At 63.2% G+C, this 20,961-nt stretch carries 13 protein-coding genes; 3 read left to right on the top strand and 10 right to left on the bottom strand.

Annotated elements, in window-relative coordinates:
- Nucleotides 1-112 precede the first annotated feature (112 nt).
- From RMR04_RS19740 to RMR04_RS19715, 6 genes are all read right to left on the bottom strand, one after another.
- Nucleotides 113-1,564 (bottom strand): HlyD family type I secretion periplasmic adaptor subunit, encoded by a 1,452-nt coding sequence (locus RMR04_RS19740; protein ID WP_311910044.1) that lies wholly within the window; start codon nt 1,562-1,564, stop codon nt 113-115.
- The gene (locus tag RMR04_RS19735; RefSeq protein ID WP_311910043.1) at nt 1,561-3,864 is read right to left on the bottom strand and encodes a type I secretion system permease/ATPase; all 2,304 of its coding nucleotides are present in this window, start codon (nt 3,862-3,864) and stop codon (nt 1,561-1,563) included. Before RMR04_RS19735 ends, RMR04_RS19740 begins: the two co-directional genes overlap by 4 nt.
- Nucleotides 3,857-9,541 carry an Ig-like domain-containing protein gene (locus RMR04_RS19730; protein ID WP_311910042.1) on the bottom strand — a complete coding sequence of 1,895 codons (5,685 nt, stop codon included), beginning with the start codon at nt 9,539-9,541 and terminating at the stop codon, nt 3,857-3,859. Before RMR04_RS19730 ends, RMR04_RS19735 begins: the two co-directional genes overlap by 8 nt.
- Nucleotides 9,542-9,772: 231 nt before the next feature.
- The gene (locus RMR04_RS19725) at nt 9,773-10,891 is read right to left on the bottom strand and encodes a cupin domain-containing protein (RefSeq protein WP_311910040.1); all 1,119 of its coding nucleotides are present in this window, start codon (nt 10,889-10,891) and stop codon (nt 9,773-9,775) included.
- Between the two features lie 255 nt (nt 10,892-11,146).
- Nucleotides 11,147-11,425 (bottom strand): hypothetical protein, encoded by a 279-nt coding sequence (locus RMR04_RS19720; RefSeq protein ID WP_311910038.1) that lies wholly within the window; start codon nt 11,423-11,425, stop codon nt 11,147-11,149.
- Between the two features lie 417 nt (nt 11,426-11,842).
- Nucleotides 11,843-12,799, bottom strand: a complete 957-nt coding sequence (locus RMR04_RS19715; RefSeq protein WP_311910037.1) for a ribokinase — start codon at nt 12,797-12,799, stop codon at nt 11,843-11,845.
- A 93-nt stretch (nt 12,800-12,892) separates the two neighbouring features.
- On the opposite strand from RMR04_RS19715, the gene RMR04_RS19710 reads away from it, so the two are divergent.
- From RMR04_RS19710 to RMR04_RS19700, 3 genes are all read left to right on the top strand, one after another.
- Nucleotides 12,893-13,669: a GntR family transcriptional regulator gene (locus RMR04_RS19710; RefSeq protein WP_311910036.1), complete on the top strand. Its 777-nt coding sequence runs from the start codon at nt 12,893-12,895 to the stop codon at nt 13,667-13,669.
- 354 nt (nt 13,670-14,023) lie between these two features.
- Nucleotides 14,024-14,632 carry an AzlC family ABC transporter permease gene (locus tag RMR04_RS19705; protein ID WP_311910035.1) on the top strand — a complete coding sequence of 203 codons (609 nt, stop codon included), beginning with the start codon at nt 14,024-14,026 and terminating at the stop codon, nt 14,630-14,632.
- Complete coding sequence (locus RMR04_RS19700; protein ID WP_311910034.1) at nt 14,629-14,931, top strand: AzlD family protein; 303 nt, start codon at nt 14,629-14,631, stop codon at nt 14,929-14,931. Before RMR04_RS19705 ends, RMR04_RS19700 begins: the two co-directional genes overlap by 4 nt.
- A gap of 121 nt (nt 14,932-15,052) precedes the next feature.
- Here the strand turns inward: RMR04_RS19700 and RMR04_RS19695 are convergent, their stop codons facing one another.
- From RMR04_RS19695 to RMR04_RS19680, 4 genes are all read right to left on the bottom strand, one after another.
- On the bottom strand, nt 15,053-16,258 hold the full coding sequence (locus RMR04_RS19695; protein ID WP_311910033.1) for a helix-turn-helix transcriptional regulator: 1,206 nt from the start codon (nt 16,256-16,258) through the stop codon (nt 15,053-15,055).
- Nucleotides 16,259-16,720: 462 nt separating this feature from the next.
- Nucleotides 16,721-17,404, bottom strand: a complete 684-nt coding sequence (locus tag RMR04_RS19690) for a LysE family translocator (RefSeq protein ID WP_311910032.1) — start codon at nt 17,402-17,404, stop codon at nt 16,721-16,723.
- A gap of 431 nt (nt 17,405-17,835) precedes the next feature.
- The gene (locus RMR04_RS19685) at nt 17,836-18,753 is read right to left on the bottom strand and encodes a peptidoglycan-binding domain-containing protein (protein WP_311910031.1); all 918 of its coding nucleotides are present in this window, start codon (nt 18,751-18,753) and stop codon (nt 17,836-17,838) included.
- 666 nt (nt 18,754-19,419) lie between these two features.
- The gene (locus RMR04_RS19680; protein ID WP_311910030.1) at nt 19,420-20,958 is read right to left on the bottom strand and encodes an amidohydrolase family protein; all 1,539 of its coding nucleotides are present in this window, start codon (nt 20,956-20,958) and stop codon (nt 19,420-19,422) included.
- Nucleotides 20,959-20,961: the final 3 nt, after the last annotated feature.

The following is a 20,961-nucleotide window of genomic DNA, read 5'->3' as shown; positions in this document are numbered from 1 at the left end:
AGAAACGCGGATCTACTCCTGTCTTTATCCGCTCGCGCTTTCGGCGCTTCGCTTCAGCGCCAGAAGCGGAACTTGGCCAACAGCCGGAAAGCGGACCCGTTTCCGGCGTGAGCTATCTCTCCGTGAGCGCTTCATGGGCGCGCCGGGCAACCGGGGACAGGATGTAGTCGAGAACGCGACGGCGGCCGGTCTTGATTTCCGCCGTGATCGCCATGCCTGGTTCGAGACGCGTTTTCACGCCGTCGATGGTGAGGGAAGGATCGTCCATCTCGATCCGCGCAACGTAGACAAGACCTCCCGACCGGCGGAGTTCGTTCGGGGCGCCGCCAAGCGGCGATGTTCCAAAGCGCGCCTTCTGGTCGATTTCGGGATCGGGGGCGGCGTCACGCGCGACGGCGGCGACCCGGCCATGAACAAGGCCGTAGCGGGTGAAGGGGAAGGCCTCGACCTTGATCTCTGCCTCCTGCCCGGCCCGCACGAAACCGGCATCCTTGTTCTCGATGACGGCTTCGATGACGACGCCGCCGCTGGTCGGCACGACATGCAGCAATTGCTGGCTGGCTTGCACCACGCCACCCTCCGTGTGGACTGAGAGATCCTGCACGATGCCATCGACAGGGGCGGTCACGGTGGTCAGCCCCGTGCGCCGCTCGGCCTTGGCCAATTGCGCCAACGCTTCGGCCCGGTCATGGCGGGCTTTTTGAAGATCCGACCGCCAGTCACGCTCTGTTTCGGCCGCGATCTTTTCACGATTGGCCAAAAGGGCCTGGATCCCCGCATCGGTCGAATGCAGTTTGTCGACCGCGACCAGGCGGTCATTTTCGAGCTCGATTTGCTGCTGTGCGGCATTCAGATATTCGATGCGATTGCCGACCTGGCGCTCGAGGCTCTCTCTGCGGATCGAGGCTCGCGCGCTAACCAGGGGCAAGGTGGCGTCAATCTTGGCAATTCCGGCGACCAGCCCCGTGCGTTCGGAGCGCTTCTCGGCAATCTGGTGATCGGCTTCGACAAGTCTTGCCACACGCCCCGCGCGGTCGGCGGCAAGGCGGCCGCGCGCCTCGGCTATCACATCGTCCGAAGCGTCCATTCCGTTAAACGGATCAGCAGTCTCTTGGTTTGAGGGGAGGAGAGATTCGAGCAAGGCGGTCAAGCGAACCTGGTCAAGCATCGCCGTGGTCAGCAGATTCCGGGATCGATCCCGATCGGCGATATCCATTGTCGGGTCCAGCAGGATGAGCTTCTGCCCGATCGAGACGGTATCGCCGTCATCGACCAGGATTTTCCGCACGATGCCTTCCTCGAAAGCCTGCACCTGTTTGGTCCGGCCGGCGGGAACGACCTTGCCCGGCACCATCGCGATGATGTCGACATGGCTGAACCAGGCCCAGATCGCGACGATCGTGAGGAACAGGCATATCGTCATCGCGGTCAGTCGCGCCGTCGGCGAGGCCGGCGTTTCGACGATTTCCAGCGCGGCAGGCAGGAAGGCGCGCTCGGAGGCGTTGAGCTCGGACGGCCTGGGGCGAAGCCGCGTGGCTGTGTCGCTCATGACCGCCGCGCTCATGATCCGACGGCCTCAACGACGTTCACATCATTGACCCGCAGATCATCGCTCCGCAGATCATCAACCTGGCCGTCAAGCTGGAGCCGCCAGAGCCGGGCATAGCGTCCGCCTTGCCGCAGCAATTGGTCATGCCTCCCATCCTCGACGACCCTGCCTTGTTCCATGACGATGATCCGGTGGGCGTTGCGGATGGTCGAGAGGCGATGCGCCACGATCAACACGGTTCGGCCTGCGCAGATCGTCGCCATGTTGCGCTGGATCGCTGCCTCGCTTTCATAATCGAGCGCCGAGGTCGCTTCATCGAGGATCAGGATGCGCGGGTTCGTGGCGAGCGCGCGGGCGATGGCGATCCTCTGCCTCTGACCGCCCGACAGCGACGCACCCCGCTCACCCACGACCGTGTCGTAGCCATCAGGCAATTGCAGGATGAACTCATGCGCGCCAGCCGTTCGCGCCGCCGCGATCACGCGGTCCATCGTCATGGCGGGGTCGGCGATGGCGATATTCTCGCGCACCGACCGGTTGAACAGGACATTGTCCTGAAGCACCACACCAAGCTGGCGACGCAGCCAGGTCGGGTCGGCCAGCGTCAGGTCCGTTCCATCGACGATCACGCGTCCTGTCTCTGGGACGAACAGGCGCTGAATCAGTTTGACGAAGCTGCTCTTGCCCGAGCCCGAGGTGCCGACGAGCCCGATGACCTCTCCGGCGGAAATCGCGAGGCTGACGTCGCTGATCACAGCCGCCGCATTGGGACGGTAGCGGAATGTCACATGGTCGAAGCGGATATCGCCCCGGATGGGAGGCAGGCTCGCTTTCCCTGAAGCCGCGGGCTCGGGCGCGGTGTTGAGGATATCCCCGAGCCGCTGGATCGAGACGCGCGCCTGCTGGAAATCCTGCCAGAGCTGCGCCAGCCGCAACACCGGCTGGGCAACCTGCCCGGCCAGCATATTGAAGGCGACAAGTTCGCCGACGGTCAGATCGCCCGCGATCACTGCGCGCGCCCCGAAAAACAGGATGAGCACGGTCGTAATCTTGTTGACGCCCTGGACGCTCTGCTGCGCCCAGGTGCCGATGCCGGTGACCTTGAAGGACGCAGTGACATAGGCCGTGATCTGCTCCTCCCAGCGCCGCTGGAGGACAGGTTCGAGGGCCATCGCCTTGACGGTCTCGACGCCGGAGACGCTTTCGACCAGGAAGGCCTGGTTCTCCGCTCCACGCGTGAATTTGTCTTCGATCCCGCGGCGGAGCATCGGCGTGGCGATGATCGAGATCAGCACATAGAGCGGAAGCGACGCGACGACGATCACGGTCAAGGACGGCGAATAGATCAGCAGTACGCCGAGGAACACGCAGGAAAAGAACAGGTCGAGCACCAGCGTCAAGGCGGAGGATGTCAGGAATTGCCGGATGGTTTCGAGCTCCCGCACCCGCGCCACGGTGTCGCCGACCCGGCGCGCGCCGAAATAGGCCATGGGAAGCGCCATGAGATGGCGAAACAGCCGCGCACCGAGCTCGACATCGATCCGGTTCGCCGTATGCGCGAACAGCCAGCTCCTGATGCCGCCAAGCACGACATCGAACAGCGAAAGCAGGCCGAGGCCGAGCGCCAGCACTTCCAGCGTGGAGAGACCGCGATGGACCAGGACCTTGTCGACGACGACCTGAAAGAAGAGCGGCGTCAGAAGCCCGAAGATCTGCAGGAAGAACGACGCGATCAGCACTTCCGTCAGGGGTCGCCGGTATTTCGAGATCGCGCCGACAAACCAGCCGACGCCAAATCGCGCCGCCAGATTCGTGCCCCCGGCCCGCCGGGTGATCAGGATGACGCGCCCGCTCCAGGCGGCCTCGAAACTCGCGCGGTCGAGAACATCGGGCTTTGGCCGGAGCGGATCCTGCACCAGGACCATATCCTCCGTGGCGCGGCCGATGATGACCCAACTCCCGTCACGCCGCAGCACGAGCGCGGGCATCGGCGTCACCGAGAGCCGCGCGAACTGAGTGTCGACTGCCTTGGCCTTGACCTCGAAACGCCGGGCGACCCGCAACAGATCGGTCTCGTCGAGTGCGGTCGTCGTGCCCTGCTGGTGCCTGATCGCCGCCGCATCCGCCGGCAGGCCCAGGCTTCGCAGGATGAAGACGAGCGCAAGGATGCCGGTATCGGGCGGCGGCGAGGCGGTCCCGCCAACATCGGCATTTTCATTGGCGCTGGCGGCTTCAGGCCGGGCCGAAGTCGTTTTGCTTGTGGCTTTTTTCCGCTTGGACGGCGCGACGGGCTTGAAGAAGCCCCGCTTAAACATGGTTGGCCCCCGCAAGCAGCGCTTGCTGCGGTGGCGGCGTGTAGCTGATCAAGCTGCCGCCATGTCCGTCCGGGGCAGCCGAGAAGGCGGAGACATATTGGCCGAACAGGATAAGCGCAGCATGGTCGGCCCCGCTCGTGATCGACAAGGTGCCGAACGTCTTCGAAGCATCCTCCTGGAAGGCGAGGGTGGTTTTCGCCGGGTCGAAGGCAAAGACATCGAGCGTGGAGCCGCCGCCGAAAGGCCCCGATGGCGTGTTTTGACCCGACAGATCAATTCTGCCGGCCGTCACGCCGTCAGGCGCCCAGTTCTCCTCAGCGACCAGGGCATTGTTCTTCGTCCAAAGCTTGGATTCCAGCTGCCCGCCGGCTGCATGGAAGGCAAGGGTCGCGTCAAAATCCTGCCCGCCGATCCCGCTGGTCCGCAGCGCGAAGGATCCGTCCTCGGCCCATGTCCAGGCTTGCCGCTCGCCATCCGGGGTGATCGCGAATTTCGGCCGCCCGCTGGCGTCGAAGACGGTATCGCCGCCTATGGCCGAGACGGCAGGGCCTTTGTCGTCGGCGAAGAGGGAGTTCCCGCCAGCCACGCGCCAGGTCTCGGCATAGGCGCCGTTGAGCGTTTGCGCCGGGACCGGGCCGGTAAGCGCCGTGCCGTCGGCAAGGACAAGGTCATTGGCGACATTGCCATCGTCATTGCCGAGGAGGCCGGAGACCTTGCCGGCGCGGTCCGGGCTCAAAAAGACCTCGACGTCGATTGAGGTTCCACGGATATGGGCGGTGATGCCGTCGCCTTTCGCATTGGTGACGGTATAGGCGTCGCCCAGGCGCGAGACGGAGCCGCCACCGACCGCATAGCTGCCGCCATTGGCGAGAAAGACGGGCATGCCGTCGATCAGCAGGCTGGTATTGGCTCCGGCATAGAGTCCGACCGTGGATGCGCCGAACCTGAAGGCGACGGCCGTGTTGACGGCGATGTCCGTGGCGGTGGCCTGCTGGCGCACCTGGATCTCGAAATCCTGCCCGCGCACCAGGGTGAACTCGCCCACGGCCTGAAAATCATAGGCGAAACCGTCGAAGGTCAGGAGATGCGGGTCCCCGATCGTGTGGCCGGTCGAGGGGGCGACGGTCAATGAGACGGTGGCGGGAGCGCTCGTCAGGACGCCGTCGCTGACCTGGTAGGTGAAGGCGTCGGGGCCGGCATAGCCGGCAAGGGGCGTGTAGGTGAAGGAGCCGTCGGCATTGAGCACCACGGAGCCAAATTGCGGTTGGGAGGCGATGATCGCGCTCAGCGTGCTGCCGGCGTCGGCATCCGTGTCGTTGGCGAGCAGGCCGGCCGCGGCGCCGATGCTCAGCGCCAGGCCTTGGATCGCCGTGTAGCTGTCGGCCCCGGCGGCGGGAGCGGTATCGACGACAAGCTGGACCGGCGTCGTGTTCGACGCCGGCATCCCGGCCGCGGCCAGCGCATATTCGGCGTTACCCGTCAGGGCTACGTCGAAGACAGTGTTGTCGAATTCAAGCGTGCCCTCGATGAGGCCGGCATCGCGGGCCGTCTGCCTGGCCGCGGCGACCACATCGGGCGCGAGATCGCTGAGCTTGATGATGGCGTGGGGAAAACTGCGATCAGTGAAGCTCTCGGTCGATTGACCCGCCGCATAGGCGAACAGCGAATTCGCATCGGTGACGCGCCAGGACTCCGCATAAGCCCCGTAGAGGGCTTCGGGCGTGACGGACCCCGACAGGACTGTCCCATCGGCAAGCGCAATGTCGTTGCCGGTGCTGCCATCGTCATTGCCGAGGAGGCCCGCGACCTTGCCCGCCATGTCCGGGGACAGGAAGGGCAGGAGACTCAGGAAGGTCGATCCGAGCCCCGCCGAGAACCCATTCCCGGCCCCGTTCACGACGGTGTAGATATTGGCCGCCCGCGAGACGACGCCGTGGCCGACCGTCAGCGCCTGGCCGTCGGCGAGGTCGAGCGCCACGCCGTCGATGCGCAGCGGCTGTGCGGCTCCGGCGTCCAGCTCAACCACGCTGCCGTCGATCCTCGCCGCGACGGCCGTGATGGACGAGGCGTTCGGGCCAACCGCCTGCTGGCGGACCTGAACCTCGAAGTCGGCGGCCTTCACAAGGGTGAACTCGCCGACAGCCTGGAAATCATAGGCGAGCCCGTCGAAGGTGACGAGGTGCGGATCGGAGTAGGAACGCGCTTGGATGTAAAAGCCGGTGGAGCCACCGATCCGCGGGAACCCCCACAGGGAGCCGCCGCCTGTTGGTGCGATATAGAGCTGTACGGTGGCGATGCCGCCCTGGTTCGTTCCGTCGCTGATGGTGTAGGTGAAGCTGTCCTTGCCGAAATAGTAGGAATTCGGGTCGGCGGGATCGCGCCCATCGGTGTAGCTGAACGAGCCGTCGGCGTGGAAATCCAGCGTTCCGTGCGCCGGCCCGGAGACGAGCGTCGCCGTCAATGCGGAGCCGCTCGGGCTGATATCGTTCGCGAGCACGCCGCGGGCGGCATCGATGACAAGGGGCTGGTAGGCATAGGGCGCCCAGGCATCGTTGACCGCCGATGGCGGGTAGCGGATCGTCTTCAGGAAGACGTCGATCGCGTCATTGGTGTCGCCCGCGACGAAGTTGGTCGCCTCGGAGCTGAACAGGATCTTCGAGCCGTCGGGTGAAAAGCTTATCGCCGATGGGGAGCGCTCGTTATTGTCGTAGGTCTGGGCGCCGTCCGCGGTCGTCGAGACACGCGTGATCGCGCCGGTGTTCAGGTTCTTGATGAAGACGTCCTGAACATTGTTGGTGTCGCCGGGCACGAGATTGGTGGCCGTTGAGCGGAAGGCGATCTTCTGGCTGTCCGGCGAGAAGACCGGAAAGAACGTGCCTCGGACTGCCCCGCTACCGTTGTTTGCATCAACCGCCGATGTCCCGTCGGCAGTCGAGGAGGCGACGGTGATGATCCCCGTGGTCAGGTCCATGACGAAGACCTGTGGAAATATGACCGGATTGCCGAAAATCGGGTCGGGACTCGTCGTGAGCCCATTCACGAGATTTCCCGCCTGGCTGACGAAGGCGATCTTGCTGCCGTCAGGGGACATGACGGTGGCAAAGACCGGCTGATCAGCGCCATATCGCGACCCGTCGACATAAGTCAGGGTTTCCAGATCATAGACCGGGTCGTGATCGCCATGGGTGACTTGCGTGATGTCCCCCGTATTCAGATCCTTGATGTAGGCGTTGGCAGCGCTGTTATAACGGCTGCCGGTCAGGTTCAGGCCGGACGAAAAGACGACCTTGCTGCCGTCGGCGGAGAAGCTGAGCGACAGGCCCGAGAGGTCCGCCTGTCCGCCTCCCGTGGCCTGCGCGCCATCCTTCGTCGTCGAGATGCGGTTGATGGAATTCGTCGGCCGATCATAGATGAAGACGTCGGTCTGGCCGTTCGTGTCGCCGGGCATGATCGTGGCGGAGTTCGAATAGAAGGCGAACTTGCTGCCATCCGGCGAGAAGGTGACGCCGCCGATGGCCCCGCCGAACTGCAGCGTCGTCACCACCCCCGTTTGTATATCCTCGATCTGGTATCCGCTCGAGGATTGGAAGCCGATCGTCCGGTTGTCCGGTGCGAACGCGATGGCGCTCCCGAAATCGGATGCGCTTTCCTGCCAGACCGGTGTCGTGACCTGCGTCGTCAAATCCTTGATGTAAAGGTGACTGCCGCCCTGGCCGGTTTCGGGGTAGTCGGTACGGGACCAGAACGCGACCTTCGTTCCGTCATGCGAGAGCGCCGGGTTTCTGCCGCCCCAGGCGATCTGGTTGCCGCTTGAATCGGTCGAGACGCGGACGGCGTCGCCCGCATTCGCGGTGACCCCGAGCGTCACGGTGGCGACATTGCCCAGCGCGATGCCGTCGCTGTCGCGATAGGTGAAGCTGTCGCTGCCCAGGTACCCCGCCGCCGGGGTGTAGGTGAAGGAGCCGTCGGGGTTGAGGGTGAGGGTGCCGTGCTGCGGGCCGGAAACGAGGCTGGTCGTGAGGGGGTCCCCGTCGGCATCGCTGTCATTGGCGAGCAGCCCCGAGGTGGCCGCGACCGTGAGCGGCAGGTTCTGCCGGGTGGTGTAGTGGTCGCCCGCAGCCGCCGGGGCGGCGTCGACCGTCAGCGTGACCGTTGCGAGCCCGCTCTGCGCCTGACCGTCGGAGGCCTTGTAGGTGAAGCTGTCCTGACCGTGGAAGCCGGCCTGGGCGGTGTAGGTGAAGGCGCCCGTGGGATCGAGGGTGAGCGTGCCATGCTGCGGGCCCGAGACCAGGACCGACGAAAGGCCATCGCCATTGGCGTCGCGGTCGTTGGCGAGCACGCCCGGGCCCGCGACGGCAAGCAGCGTGCCCGCCACGGCGTTGTAGGAATCGTCGCCCGCGACCGGCGCCAGGTTGACGGGCGGTGCCGCGGCGAGGTCCTTGACGAAGATGTCGCCTTCTGCAGGCGTGACACCCGGTACGAGGTCGTTGGCGCCCGAGAGGAACACGATCCGGCTGCCGTCCGGCGACCACGCCGCCTGTAGACCGCCACGGGCCTGTGAGCCGTCCGCAGCGGTCGAGAGCCGCGTGACTTCCCCTGTGATGAGGTCCTTCTCGAAGACGTCATAGACGCCGTTGGTGTCGCCCGGCACCAGGGAGTTGGAAATGGACGAGAACAGGATCTTGGTGCCGTCGGGCGAGAAGACGGGCAGTTCGTTTCCTCCGCCATGCGTGCTCTGGGTCCCGTCCGCCGCCACGCTCACGATCGTGACCGCCCCGGTGACGAGATCCTTGACGAAAAGATCAGCGCTATTGTTCGTGTCGTTCGCCACGAGGTTGTCGGAGTTCGACCAGAAGGCAACCTTGGTTCCATCCGCCGAGAAGACCATATTGCCGGCGCCTTGGTCGGCGACGGCGCCCGGCGTCCCGTCCGGGTTGTTCGCCGCCCGGGAGACGAGCGTGATGGCGCCGGTCGCGATATCCTGCAGGTAGAGTTGGAAACGTCCGCCGTTATCGTCCGGTGTCAGCGCATAGGACGACAGGATCGCAAACTTGGTTCCGTCCGGCGACATGAAATAGGAGCCTGAATAGAAGACTCCGCTATGGCTCGAGAGCCGCGTGACCGCGCCGGTGCCCAGGTCCTTGGAATAGAGATCTAGATCGTGTTCGCTGTCGTCCGGCGTCAGCGCGATCGACGTGACGAACGTGACCTTGGTCCCGTCCGGCGAGAAGACCGGCATTGAATCCACCGGAACCGCCGGGATCCCGGCGGAATCGCTCGAGACCATCGTCACGGCGCCAGTGACGAGGTCCTTCATGAAGATTTCGACGTAGACGTCGGCATCGTTCGGGACGAGGTTTCCGGCCTTCGACATGAAAGCGATCTTGGTGCCGTCTGGCGAGAAGACGGGATTGTAGCTGTCGGCTCCGAGGTCGGTCTGGGCCCCGGCCGAATTGGTCGAGACGCGGGTGATTTCACCCGTCGCCAGGTTCTTGATGAAGATATCCGTGGCGCCGTTCGTGTCGCCCGGCACGAGATTATCGGCGGCCGAGACGAAGGCCACGCTCTTGCCATCGGGCGAGAACACGGGATGCGTGCTCTGCCGGTCGCCTGCGACCCCGGCGGCGCTTGTGGAAACGATACGCACTTCACCGGTCGCGTCGTTGGGTCCAGCCATCACATCCCTCGTTTCCATCAAACATGTCTTGGCAACGAAGCGATCCCGTCAGGCACCGCCTTGCTCAACAAAGGTTCAGCGTTTGCAGGATCGATGCAGGGGCCGATTTATTCCCGCCTGCCGATCGTTTGTTGTGCCGCGCGCTGCGATGCGGAGCGTGTCGGTGTCTCTGCCCGTCGATCCCCGCGCAGGGGATCGTCTGGCTTCGCGATGGGCGTCATGATCCGGGCCTCACCCTTGCGCCGGTGCGGGCACGATAATTCTCGGGCGCGGGAATGACGGCACGGCCGTTTCAGGAATGCCGAGATTGTTCGCCAGCAGGTGCCGCGGCGCCTTGGTCACCCAATCGGTCAGGGTGTTCTCGCGATAGGATCCGCTGTCGAGAACGCCGACCATCTCGGCATCCTCGGAGCCGATATTCTTGATCGAGTGGCCGCAATTGCGCGGGATATAGGCGCATTCGCCTGGAGACAATTCGGCGGTGGCGATACGCTTGTCGGTTCCAAAGAGCGTGACCCGGGTGCGCCCCTTCAGCACGTAGTGCCACTCATTGGCGTCAGGATGCCAATGCGGCTCGTGCATCGCTCCGGCCTTGAGCCTCAGCACCATCCCCGTCAGCGTCGTCGAGAGCGGGAATTCCTTTTCAGAGGCGATGTAGAGCTCGCCGCCGGCGGTCGCCACTTTGGGCTTGTGCGCCATCAAGGCATAGCGGTGGCTGCGCTCGCGCGCGAGCGGCCGGGCCATGCGCGCATGCGGCCCATCGAGAGCCAGCACCCCGCCCTGCATGATGTAGGTCTCGGCCCTGGGCGTCGTCGCGAACAGGTTCGCCGACACGCCCAGGGCCTGTGAGAGCGAGGCCGCATCGTAACGGCTCATCCAGTCGCTGATCCCGAAGGTGCCGTGCTCGGAATACAGGCCGTCATCGAAAGCGAGGATGGCGTGGCAGGGCTTTGCGCCGAGCGTCTGGATGGCGTGGCTGTGACCTTGCGGGAAATACCACAGATCGCCCGGCGCGAGATTGACGACCTCGCTCACGCCCTCCGGATCCAGGACGGTGACCTGGCAATGTCCGTCGACGATATAGGCCCACTCGGCGGAATCATGCCAATGCATCTCGCGGGCGCCGCCCGCATTGAGGAAGAGATGCGCGCCTGCGATATCGGTTGCGATGGGCAGCCCGCGCGTCGTGATCTCGCGCGCCCATCCGCCGGACGTCGCTTTGATCGGCGCCTTGTCGAGGGAGGCGGTGAAGACCACGGGATCGCCGGGTTTGCGCGGAATCGTGGGCAGGAAGTCCGAGGCCGGCGCGACATCGTAGCCAGCCGCATGCCCATCGCTGGGCGCGGCCATGGCGCGGCTGGCTGCGACAGCCGTGGCCCCGAATGCGAAGGCTCTGATGAAAAGACGCCGGCTTGCATTGAGCATGGATGCCTCTCGTCGATGTTCAGATTTAATCTATGAAATAACCGCAGAAGATGCCCGCATTGTACAGTTTGCGTCGGTGTTGAAGTCGATATGCGCCTTAATTAGACTCTTCTTTTGCCAGGCAGATGATGTATTTTGGGTTTTGTCTCCAGCTATGGCTGAGATAGCGATTGCCCTCGCTCATTCAGCTGGGCTGATCTGTTGCGAATTCTGTTTCATGCGCCAGTTTGGCAGCCAGACCTGCAGCTTTCGACGCAGTGCTGCCGAGCCTGGTTCAAATCCGAGTTGCGTCTGGCAGAAATCGAGCAGAGCTTCTTCCAGCCTGGTCCGCGTGTTCCAGCCCCGTTTCCTGGAATCGAAATCGCCACGCTCGTCGAGAAGCCGGTAGACCTCCGGCTCGATCAGCGTCCAGTCATGCTGGGATTTTCGGCCTGGCTTGGCCCCAGAAATATCGCTCACCTTTCTCCTCCGGCGTTCAGTCATGCGGTTCAGATAGTCAGGCCTGATCATCTCACATTGCGGCCTTGGCTGTGTCCATTAAGCATCCAAACTAATGCCAAGACAAGCCGTGCTCGTCACATTTCCAGGGCTGGAGAGAATGGAAGGAGTGGGCTCGGTCTGATCGGGCCAAAGACGCCTTGGCGGATGTTCGCCACTGAGGCCCTTACGGTCTGCGCTCACAGGGATGCGAACGGACCAAACGGGCTGTGATCGGATTCATCCGACGTGCCGGCCATAGCCTGGCGGAGCGCGGCGGGGCTGGCGCCGGCCTGGAGCATTTTCGAGCGAAGCGGATACCGGTTCGCGTGAAGACAATGCGATCAAACAAAGCGGTAGAGTATTTCCGCGCTTCGGAGAAACGCGGAAATACTCTGGTCAGCCATGGGCGAGCAGGACAGCCTCGACGGCCGCCCGGTCCGGAAAAGCATCGAAGACACCCCAGGTGCCGGCGAGAATGGCGCCGCAAGCGCTCGCAAAGGCCATGGCTTTTTCCGGTGACTGGCCCTCAGCCAGGCTTACCGCGAGCCCTGCCGCGAAGGCATCGCCGGCTCCCAACGTATCGACCGCGGCAACCGGGAAGCTCGGCTGGTGGAGAGGAGGGTGCTTGCTACGGCAAAAAGCGGCGCCTCCCTGGCCGAGCGTCACGACGACGATCGCGGGCCCCATGGCCATGACGGCTTCGGCGAAGGCCTGGATCCCGGCAAGCCCATGAGCATCGAACGTTTGCCCGTTCTCTCCCGTCAAGTCCGAAGCCATGGCCGTGGCCTCATGCGCATTGAGGACCAGGATCGTCGTCAACGCGAGAAGCCGGTGATCCAGCCTGCGAAACGGCGAAGGATTGAGAAGGGTCGCCTTGCCGGCTTCGCGCGCGATTTCGAAAGCCGCGATGATCGGCTCGTCGCTGATCTCGAACTGAGCCAGAGTGATATCCGCCTTTGCGATAGCGCTTCGCTTGTCGCGTATATCGGCCGCGCCGAGGCGCGCATTCGCGCCGGGAAAGACGGCCAGGCAATTCTCTCCGCGCGCATCGATGAAACCGATACCCGCGCCTGTCGCGCCTGGAAGCCGGCGGAGCATCGCCCCGGAGAGCCGGGCGCGTTCCAGCGCAGGGGCTGCGAGCCCAGACAGCATATCGTCGCCCACCGGCAGGATGCCCTCCACTGTGGCACCCAATCGTCGACAGGCGACAGCGAGGTTGAACCCCTTGCCGCCAGGTTCCAGAGCAAAGGCCTGCGCCGTCAGGGATTCGCCGGGTTGGGGAAGTGTCTCGACCTTGGCGGCGCTTGCTGCGACGAAGCTGCCGACGACAAAGAGGTGAGCATCGTTTCGCATGAGCCGCCCGTAGATTGATTTGACGATGATAATCGGGATAAGTCTCGATGCGAGGTCAATTTTTAATCAACTTCACAGCGGATAAGTAGAGAATTGAGCGACGCCGAAATGTCCAAGCCAGAGCCCAAGAGCTTTATCGATGTTCTCAAGCTCCGCGAAGACACGGCCATGCCGCTCTATCGTCAGCTCGAAGAACAGCTCGCGTCCATGATCGAGCAGGGCCAGCTTGCCCCTGGGGCAACAATGCCGGCAGAGCGGCATCTGGCGGCTGAGCTAGGCCTTAGCCGGACGACAATACAGCATTGTTACGATGCGCTGCGGAAGCGGCGGCTGCTCGCGGCACATGGCCGTCTCGGCTACATCGTCCAGAAGCCGGAAACCGTGCTTGAACCGGGCATGAATCGCCTGAAGGGCTTCACTCAGGAGATGGAGGAGCTCGGTCGCACGCCCTCGTCGAAGATATTGGAGCGGCAGGCCCTCAGCGACCGATTGATCGCGTCCATCTTCGGCCTGCCGTCGACGGCGCGGTTTCTGAAGCTCATCCGCGTGCGCCTGGGAGATGGCATCCCGCTGTCGCGCGAGGTCGCATGGTACAGCCTGGATGCTTGCCCTGGTCTCGAGCATGCCGATCTGTCCGGTTCAGTTTATGCCTATCTTGCCGAAGATGGCGTCCCGCCGGATCATTGCGAGCAGACGATTGAAGCAACCTCGCCCGATATGGAGGAATGCTCGATATTCGGCTTCACCGAGCCGCTGCCGTCACTCTTGATCAAGCGCCGGACCTATGACCAGACTGGCCGGATGCTGGAATATGTCGAAGGCCTGTTCCGCGGCGACAGCTATGCGTATCGGCTGAAGATGAAGATCTAGAGCATTTTCGAGCGAAGCAGACACCGGTTCCCCCGCGACAAACGCGAAGCGTTTGCGCGGAGAAAACGCGTTAAAACAAAGATCTGGAGCGATTGAACGATCCAACTGGATCGGACATTGCCCTGGGGATCGTTCCAGCCTTGCTCTCTCAGGCCCGTGCCTGCCGATGTCCCGCATGAATTCCGGCTGGTGTTGGATGTGATGAAAGGCTTGGTGTGATGAAAGGCTTGGTGTGATGAAAGGCCTGGAATGACGACGACTGCCCCGGCGCTTTCACCTCGCCCACGTGACGAAATCCGCGATGGCCTGCGCGATATTTTTCCGGCCGCGGTCGCTGCCATCCCGATTGGCCTGTTGTTCGGCGCGCTGTGCGTGGGAAAGGGGCTTTCACCCATCGAGGTCGCGCTGATGTCGGCCACGGTCTGTGCCGGTGCCGCGCAATTTGCCGCGATCGAGATCTGGGGGCAGCCGGTTCCCGTCGTGGCGATCGTGCTGTCCACCCTCCTGGTCAATCTGCGCAACCTGCTGATGAGTGCGTCGCTCGCGCCGAAAACCGCCGCTTTCACAAGCTTGCAGCGATTGCTCGGGTTCTACGTCCTGTCCGACGAGAACTGGGCCTTGAGCGAACGGCGCGTCCGGGCGAAGCCGCTGAGCTCGGCTTATTTTCTGACGATGGGTGGGGTCCTCTACACAAATTGGGTCTTCTGGACCACGCTTGGCGCGTTTGCAGGTGCGTTCCTGGGAGATCCTCGGCGCCTCGGTGCCGATTTCGCCTTCACGGCGCTTTTCATCGGCCTCATCGCCGGCTTCTGGAAGGGGCGGAGCACCGCAAGCGCGGTGGCCTCCAGCGCCATCGCCTCGGCGATCGCTTTCGTGACCATCGGCGCGCCATGGCACGTCCTGATCGGGACGGTGGCTGGCATCGCGGCGGTTTATGTCGCAGCTCCGGAGGAGGCACCATGACCCTCTCCGTGCCGACCATTCTTGCCATCATCGGCATGGCCATCGTGACATATGCCACGCGGATCGGCGGGCTGTTCTTTGCAGACAAGCTTCAATTCAAGGGCAAGGCCAAGGCGGCGTTCGATGAGATTCCCGCCGCGGTGCTCGTCTCCGTCATCGCCCCGGCGGTTCTCACGACCGGGCCGGCCGAAACGATCGCCGCATTGATCACGATACTCTGCGCACGGCGATTGCCTTTGATCGCCGTCGTCATCGTCGGGGTGGTCGCGGTGGTCGTGCTACGGCTCCTGATGAGCTAGGGCCGGATGATGTCTGATGGCGTCACAAAGTGATCCCATCTGAAATCCGAATCCGTCTCTCATCAAGGAGTTAGAGCAGGATCAATGCGAAAAACCGGTTCCCACTTTTTCGCATCCTGCTCTAGGCGGCATCGGTTGCGGGAATTTGGTAGCCGGAGCGCGCGGATGGCCGATGATCTGCCATCGCGGCGTTGCCGAGGATCAGTTGGATCGTTTTGAGCACGGCGACGAGTTGGCTTTGCTGGCGTACGCCGGTCTTTTGAAAAATCTCCTCGAGATAGGAGCGCGCTGTCTTGAAGCGGATGTCCTGTCGCTGTGCAGCTTCCTTAAGCGAGAAGCCTTCCGCCAGGGAGCAAGCCAACTGCGCTTCCTTCGGCGTCAGTCCGAATACGCTTTGCACCTGTTCGACGAAGCCAAAGGGCAAACTCAGCGAAAGCTTCTGGGCAAAGACCACGGCATAGCTGCCCTCTCCGGCCGCATGCCGCTCGGCCTGCGGCAAGGGGCAAATCGAGATCGCAAGCGCATCGCCATCGCTGGCATGGGACCGGGAATGGATGAACGCATCGCGGCCCGCCTGAGCTCTTCCTCTCTCCTGCAGTTGGCAGGCGGCTGAAACGGCGTGTTGGAGCTTGTCGACATCGAGACCGTTGCGCGCAGTCAGGATACCCCTGCGAACCTTGATCCCGGACCAGGAATGCCTGGTGAGTTCCGTGGCGGCAGGGTTGGAGGCGATGACCCGCTTCTGCGCGTCGACAACGAGCACGCCGAAAGGTAACCGCCCTATGATCGATGCGGCCATGCGTGCTTGGCTGACGCTTTGGGACAGCTCGGTCGCGCGCTGCAGATGCGAGGCGATACGCATGAACCACGCCATGTCTTCGACACTGAAGCGCGGCTGCTCCCGGCCTCGCCTGACCCCGACGCAAAAACTTTGGCTTTCGGGCGAAGCTGACGTTTCGGCGATGTCGTCATTCTGCAGAAACCCCGCCGGCCGCGTGATCCGGAAACGGCAGAGAAGAAGCCTGCCGCCTCTTGAGAATGACGGGCCGCCCATCTGGCTCGACAAGGCTCGGTCGATCGCGGCAACCTCCGCTTCACAATCTCCCGTTTCGATCAAAATCTCGCGCAGCTCGTCCTCGGGCAGATGTCTCGCGGTGGCGATATAAGGCCGGAGCGCCATCTCCTCGCCGAGAATATCGAAAGATGCTTCAGAGCCGCCGAAGGCGACGCGTATGCCGTCTATCGCAGCCGGCCACTGCCCGGGGTCGCGAGCCGCTTCGTATAGGCTTCCGACAAGCGATGAAAACAGCTCAGACCTGAACGCCAAAATCGCTCCTCCGATCCGTCAGAAAGCCTTTTGGACTCTAAAAACCAAGCCCAACTAATATCCAAAAGAAATCCAATGCAAGCCCGAGATTTGGGCATTGGCTGACGGCTGCGAGGTCACCAGGCGCAGCGACGCGCCGATGTTCGCCATGGGGCAGGAGTCGTCGAAGCGCGGGGAGGGAATGGTTCGATCGCTAGCGCCGCCCAAGTCTCGCGCCCAGCTCTCGCGCCCAAGTCTCGCGCCCAAGTCTCGCGCTCAAGGCCGGACATCGAGACATCAAGACGATGGCTTCGGCTCGATCTTTCCCGGGGCATCAACGCCGGGAGGCGAGCATTTTGATGCGGAATGAAGGCCGGCGAAAAATCGACCTGATCTTCAATCGCCCTTGGCGCCCGCGGGTCGCTTGGCTGCGCGCCGGCCGAGAAAGACCGGAGCCGAAAGTGCCAAACCAGGACCCCGACGTCAGCCGATCAGCGGCGCCGCGACATGCGAGATGCCGACAAAGATCAGGTAGGCGCCCAAGCCCGCATCCAGCGGACGTTGCAACAGGCGAAATGCCTTCTGGACCGGAGCAAAACAAAACATCAGGCTGACAAAACCAAACCAGCTGAGCGCAATGACGAAGACCGACATCGCCATGAGCGCCGGCCTTGTCTGAAGGTCGGTCAAACCGAGCTCAAGCATTGATGTTGCGAAGAAAACCGCTGTCAAAGGATTGGCTACGGCCGTCACGAACGCTGTCAAGAAATTCCTCGACGTGTGGCTTGATTTCGAGGGCGGACTTGCCTTCGAGGGTAGATTTGCCTCCGAGGACAGATTTTCCTTTGGGGATAGCGGGGTGGCGGATCCGCGCATTGAACGTCGTAGCGCCCTGATGCCGATCATGACCAGCGTCAGGGCGAAAGCCGCGTGAGCCAGGCCCTGCCAGGCATCGTTACGCCCGACCGATAGAAGGCCGGCAAATGCCAGCCCCGCGAGCAAGCTCGCTCCCGTTGCAAGGCCGGCTGCCGTCGACAGGGCTCCACGCAAGGAGCCGTGCACGCTCGACTGGACGACCATCGCGAAGTTGGGCCCCGGGACGGCCATGATGATCAGATAGGCGGACGCGAAGCTGCCAAGCTCCCGAAAGAAGCCGAGATTCTGCACGATTCAAGCCCATGCTCGCCGCAGCGGTTTTCCGCTAGCTCCAGCGCGGCGGCACGATGCGTCCGCGTTGGTTCTGCAGAAACGGGCATATGCCGGTAGGGCACGCGTCGCGATCCGACTTCTGCTCAAAGCCCGTTTGGACATTCGAGCCCTCATCGTGAGGAGCCTGGCCTCAAATGAAGCCAATGATTTCAATTGCTCTGTCTTGATCGCCTACGCGCCGTCGTCCTGGGCGAAGCGAAGCTTCGTCCCGGGATCCATCGTAGAGTTCCGGAGTCCTCCGATGGATCCCGGAGCCGCGCCGCTGCGCGGCTTGTCCAGGATGACGGCGCGGGTGATAATGAGCGATTGGAAGCCCTTGATATCGCTCGGTTCATTTCAGGCCAGGCTCCTCGGGATGAGGGCTCGGGAAATTCCCAAACAGATGGCTCTCAGAACACCCCGACGAAGCCGAGAAAGAAATTACACTGCGCGGTTGCCTTGAAATAATTGGATCGCGCCTGGCCGGTATAATTGATTTCGATTTCGCCTTCCGCCCGGCCCTGAAGCATGACCAGCGGCGTTGTGCCGCCCGGGCTTCCGAATATCCGCAGGTTGTACTGCGCGCTTCCCGACTGGCTGGCCTTGTTGGGATCGAGCGGCGAGTATTTTGGAATGCCGATATCGATGTCAAACCCGGCCCCGGGTTCCTTGATCGTCTTCACTGGATTGGGAACCAGCGAAATCACCGTCGCCTTGAATTTGCTGTCGACCGGCAATTGCTGGATCAGCTGGATGATGTTCTTCGTCGATTGCACGACGGGATCCGTCGGATCTTTCACGGGCACCGCGGTAAAGGTGAGATTGAGCAGGCTCGGCTGATTGACCGGTGTGAAGCCCATCGCCCCCACACCCCCAAGCACGAATTGTGGACCGAAAAGCACGGGCGGCTGAAGCACGAATTGCGGCGTCTGGGGCGTTACGCTTGGCAGCGTCAAGGGCGGTATCAGCTGCGGCGGCTTGATGCCGAGCGGCGTTCCGGCACCCGCACCGATCCTGGGGAGCGTCAGATCCGGCACGACGAGCACCTGGGCCGTCACGACATCGGCTTCGAAGAGCGCGGCGCGGGTCCTGACGCCGACGATCCCATCGATGCGCAAGCCGTGCAATGTCTGGAACTTGACGACGCGCTTGTGGGTTTCCGTGCCGAAAACGCCATCGACGACGAGGGCGGTTTCCCGCCGCAAATGATAGTTCAACCGGTCCTGAACGACGCGGACATCCTGTCCCGTCACTCCCCTGCCGAGGTCGCGAGCCATCTGTTCGTCTCCATCGAATGTCCTGCATGCGCCGACCGTGACCGGAGGCATGCCGTGCCTTCGAATGCGCGCTTTGGGCGCGGTCGTCCGTGTCGCCGGCCGGCGATCGTCACGTGGCCTGGCCTTGACCCCGCGCCTGGGCGTCCTGTTCCAGAGCCGGAGGCCCAGCTCCTTGTAAAGACCGTAGATGCCGCCCTCCGCCGTCAAAGGGCTTTTGGCTTTGTATTGGTATCAGTTTGGACTATCCAAGTCGAGTTGATTAGCTGATTGTCCCCTCATTGCGTGGTCCAGCCCCTGGCTGGCGCACAGCCCGGCGACGCTGGACCTGCTGGCGGCGCAAGGGTTCACCTACGTCGTTCACCTAAGTCGCCGATTTCAGGCTGGACGATCAGCCGGTCTGGCTCAACACCGAGAGCAGCAGGCTGTGATGGCGATGCCCCGGTGACATCGCATCCTGGGTCGGCGACCTCGCCATGAAGCGATCGCCGTCCGAACCGGCTGTCAGGCCCGGCACAGATGCAATGCGGTATGATCGCGATGCTTGAAGCTTGTGCTGCGCTTTGCAGATGAGGGGCGAGCCAGAGCGGTTTCCGATCCAATTGGATCGTTCAACAGCTCCAGCTCTTTATTTTAACGCGTTTTCTCCGCGCAAACGCTTCGCGTTTGTCGCGGGGGAACCGGTGTCCACTTCGCCCGAAAGCGCTCTAAGCGCGGCGCCTATACGACCGCCGAGCAAGCATAGAAGGGTTTTGGCGGCTCCTCCGGCAGATAGCCTTGGTAGAACCGCTTCACATAGGGGAAGACGGCGCGGCCGAGTTCGCGCCGTGCCTCCTCCTCCGGGGTGCGTGGCTTGCCCAAGCTGTCGGCGATCTCGGCCAGGACGGCGGCCCGGTCGATGTGCTGGAAGCGGCCATCGGCATAGACGAGGTTGCCCTGGATATAGACCGCATCGACGGCATTGGACTTCGCCCGCTGCACCAGCGCGTCCAGCATCGGAATGTCGGGATCCTGATAGGGGTAGGTCGTCGTCTTCCAGTTGATCAAGGCGGCATCGAAGGCGCGGCCGGGGTCAAGCCGCCCGATCGTGGCGCCGAAGGCCGTTGTCAGCGCGCCGCCTTCCGTCGCCATCCGCACGATCTGGGCACAGCTGGGCACATCCTCGTCGTCCATGCCCGGCACGCGGTGGACGCGCAGGGCCAGCCGCAACTCCTGCAGCATGTCGCGATCCTCATTGATGCCGGCCTCGTCGAGCCCCATGCCGATGGTGATGCCCTTCTTTTCCCAGCTGTTCAGCGGCGCCAGCCCCGAGCGCAACCGGAAATTGGAGGAGCAGTTGTGGCAGATGCAGGTGCCGGTGTCGGCGACGATGTCGATATCCTCGGCGTTGAGCCAGACGCCATGGCCCAGTGTCATATGCGGGCCGAGTACGCCGAGATCGTAGAGATGGCGCAAGGCGGTCTTGCCGCTCCGGCGGCGGGCATATTCCTTCTGGTAGACGGTTTCGAGCAGATGCATGTGCATCGGCACGCCGCTGGCCTTGGCCTTCTCGTGCAACGCGAGCAGGCCGTCATCGCTGCACCAGTGCAGATTGGCGGGGGCAAGCTGGATGCGCGTCAGCCGCTGGCCTTCGTTCTCGCTCGTGAGCTGGTCGAAGAGACGCAGGAAGTCGGGGAAGGGTACCGCCTGCGCCTTCAGATGGGCCAAAAGCCTGTCGTTCCAGGGGGAGGGGAGCTTGGCGCAGAACGCTTCGTCCGCCTCGTAGACGAGGCGGTTCTGCTCGCGCACGGCGTAGCAATAGGAGGCGCGCATGCCCAGCGAGCGGTAGGCATTCAGCACCTTGGTCGCCGCGCCGTGGATCGCGTCGTATCCGCCCGGCATCCAGCCCTGGATGTGCTGGACCGTGGTGACGCCCGAGGCGATCATCTCGAAGGCCGAATAGAGGGTGTCCAGCGTCAGGTCGAGGCGCCGGGCGGGGATGCGGCTGGCGAACCACAGCTCCAGCGCATGGTCGGGCGAGCCGAGCTGCAGCGGGGTCATGCCGACATGGTGGTGGCTGTTGACGAAGCCGGGCATCATGACGTGATCGGGATAGCGTCGCAGCTCCGCCGTGGGGGCGAGTTGCTGCATCTCGGCCAGCGCACCGACAGCCACGATGACGCCATCGCGCGACAGCACGGCACCCTCCGTGACGATGATCGGCGTGTCGCGGTCCTTGATGCCGGTCACCACATGGCTGGCTTGAACGATGAGTTCCATGGT

The sequence above is a fragment of the Bosea sp. 685 genome (assembly GCF_031884435.1).
Lineage (GTDB): Bacteria > Pseudomonadota > Alphaproteobacteria > Rhizobiales > Beijerinckiaceae > Allobosea.
Note: the sequence above shows the minus strand (reverse complement) of the source record. Positions and strands in the feature narration are given on the sequence as shown.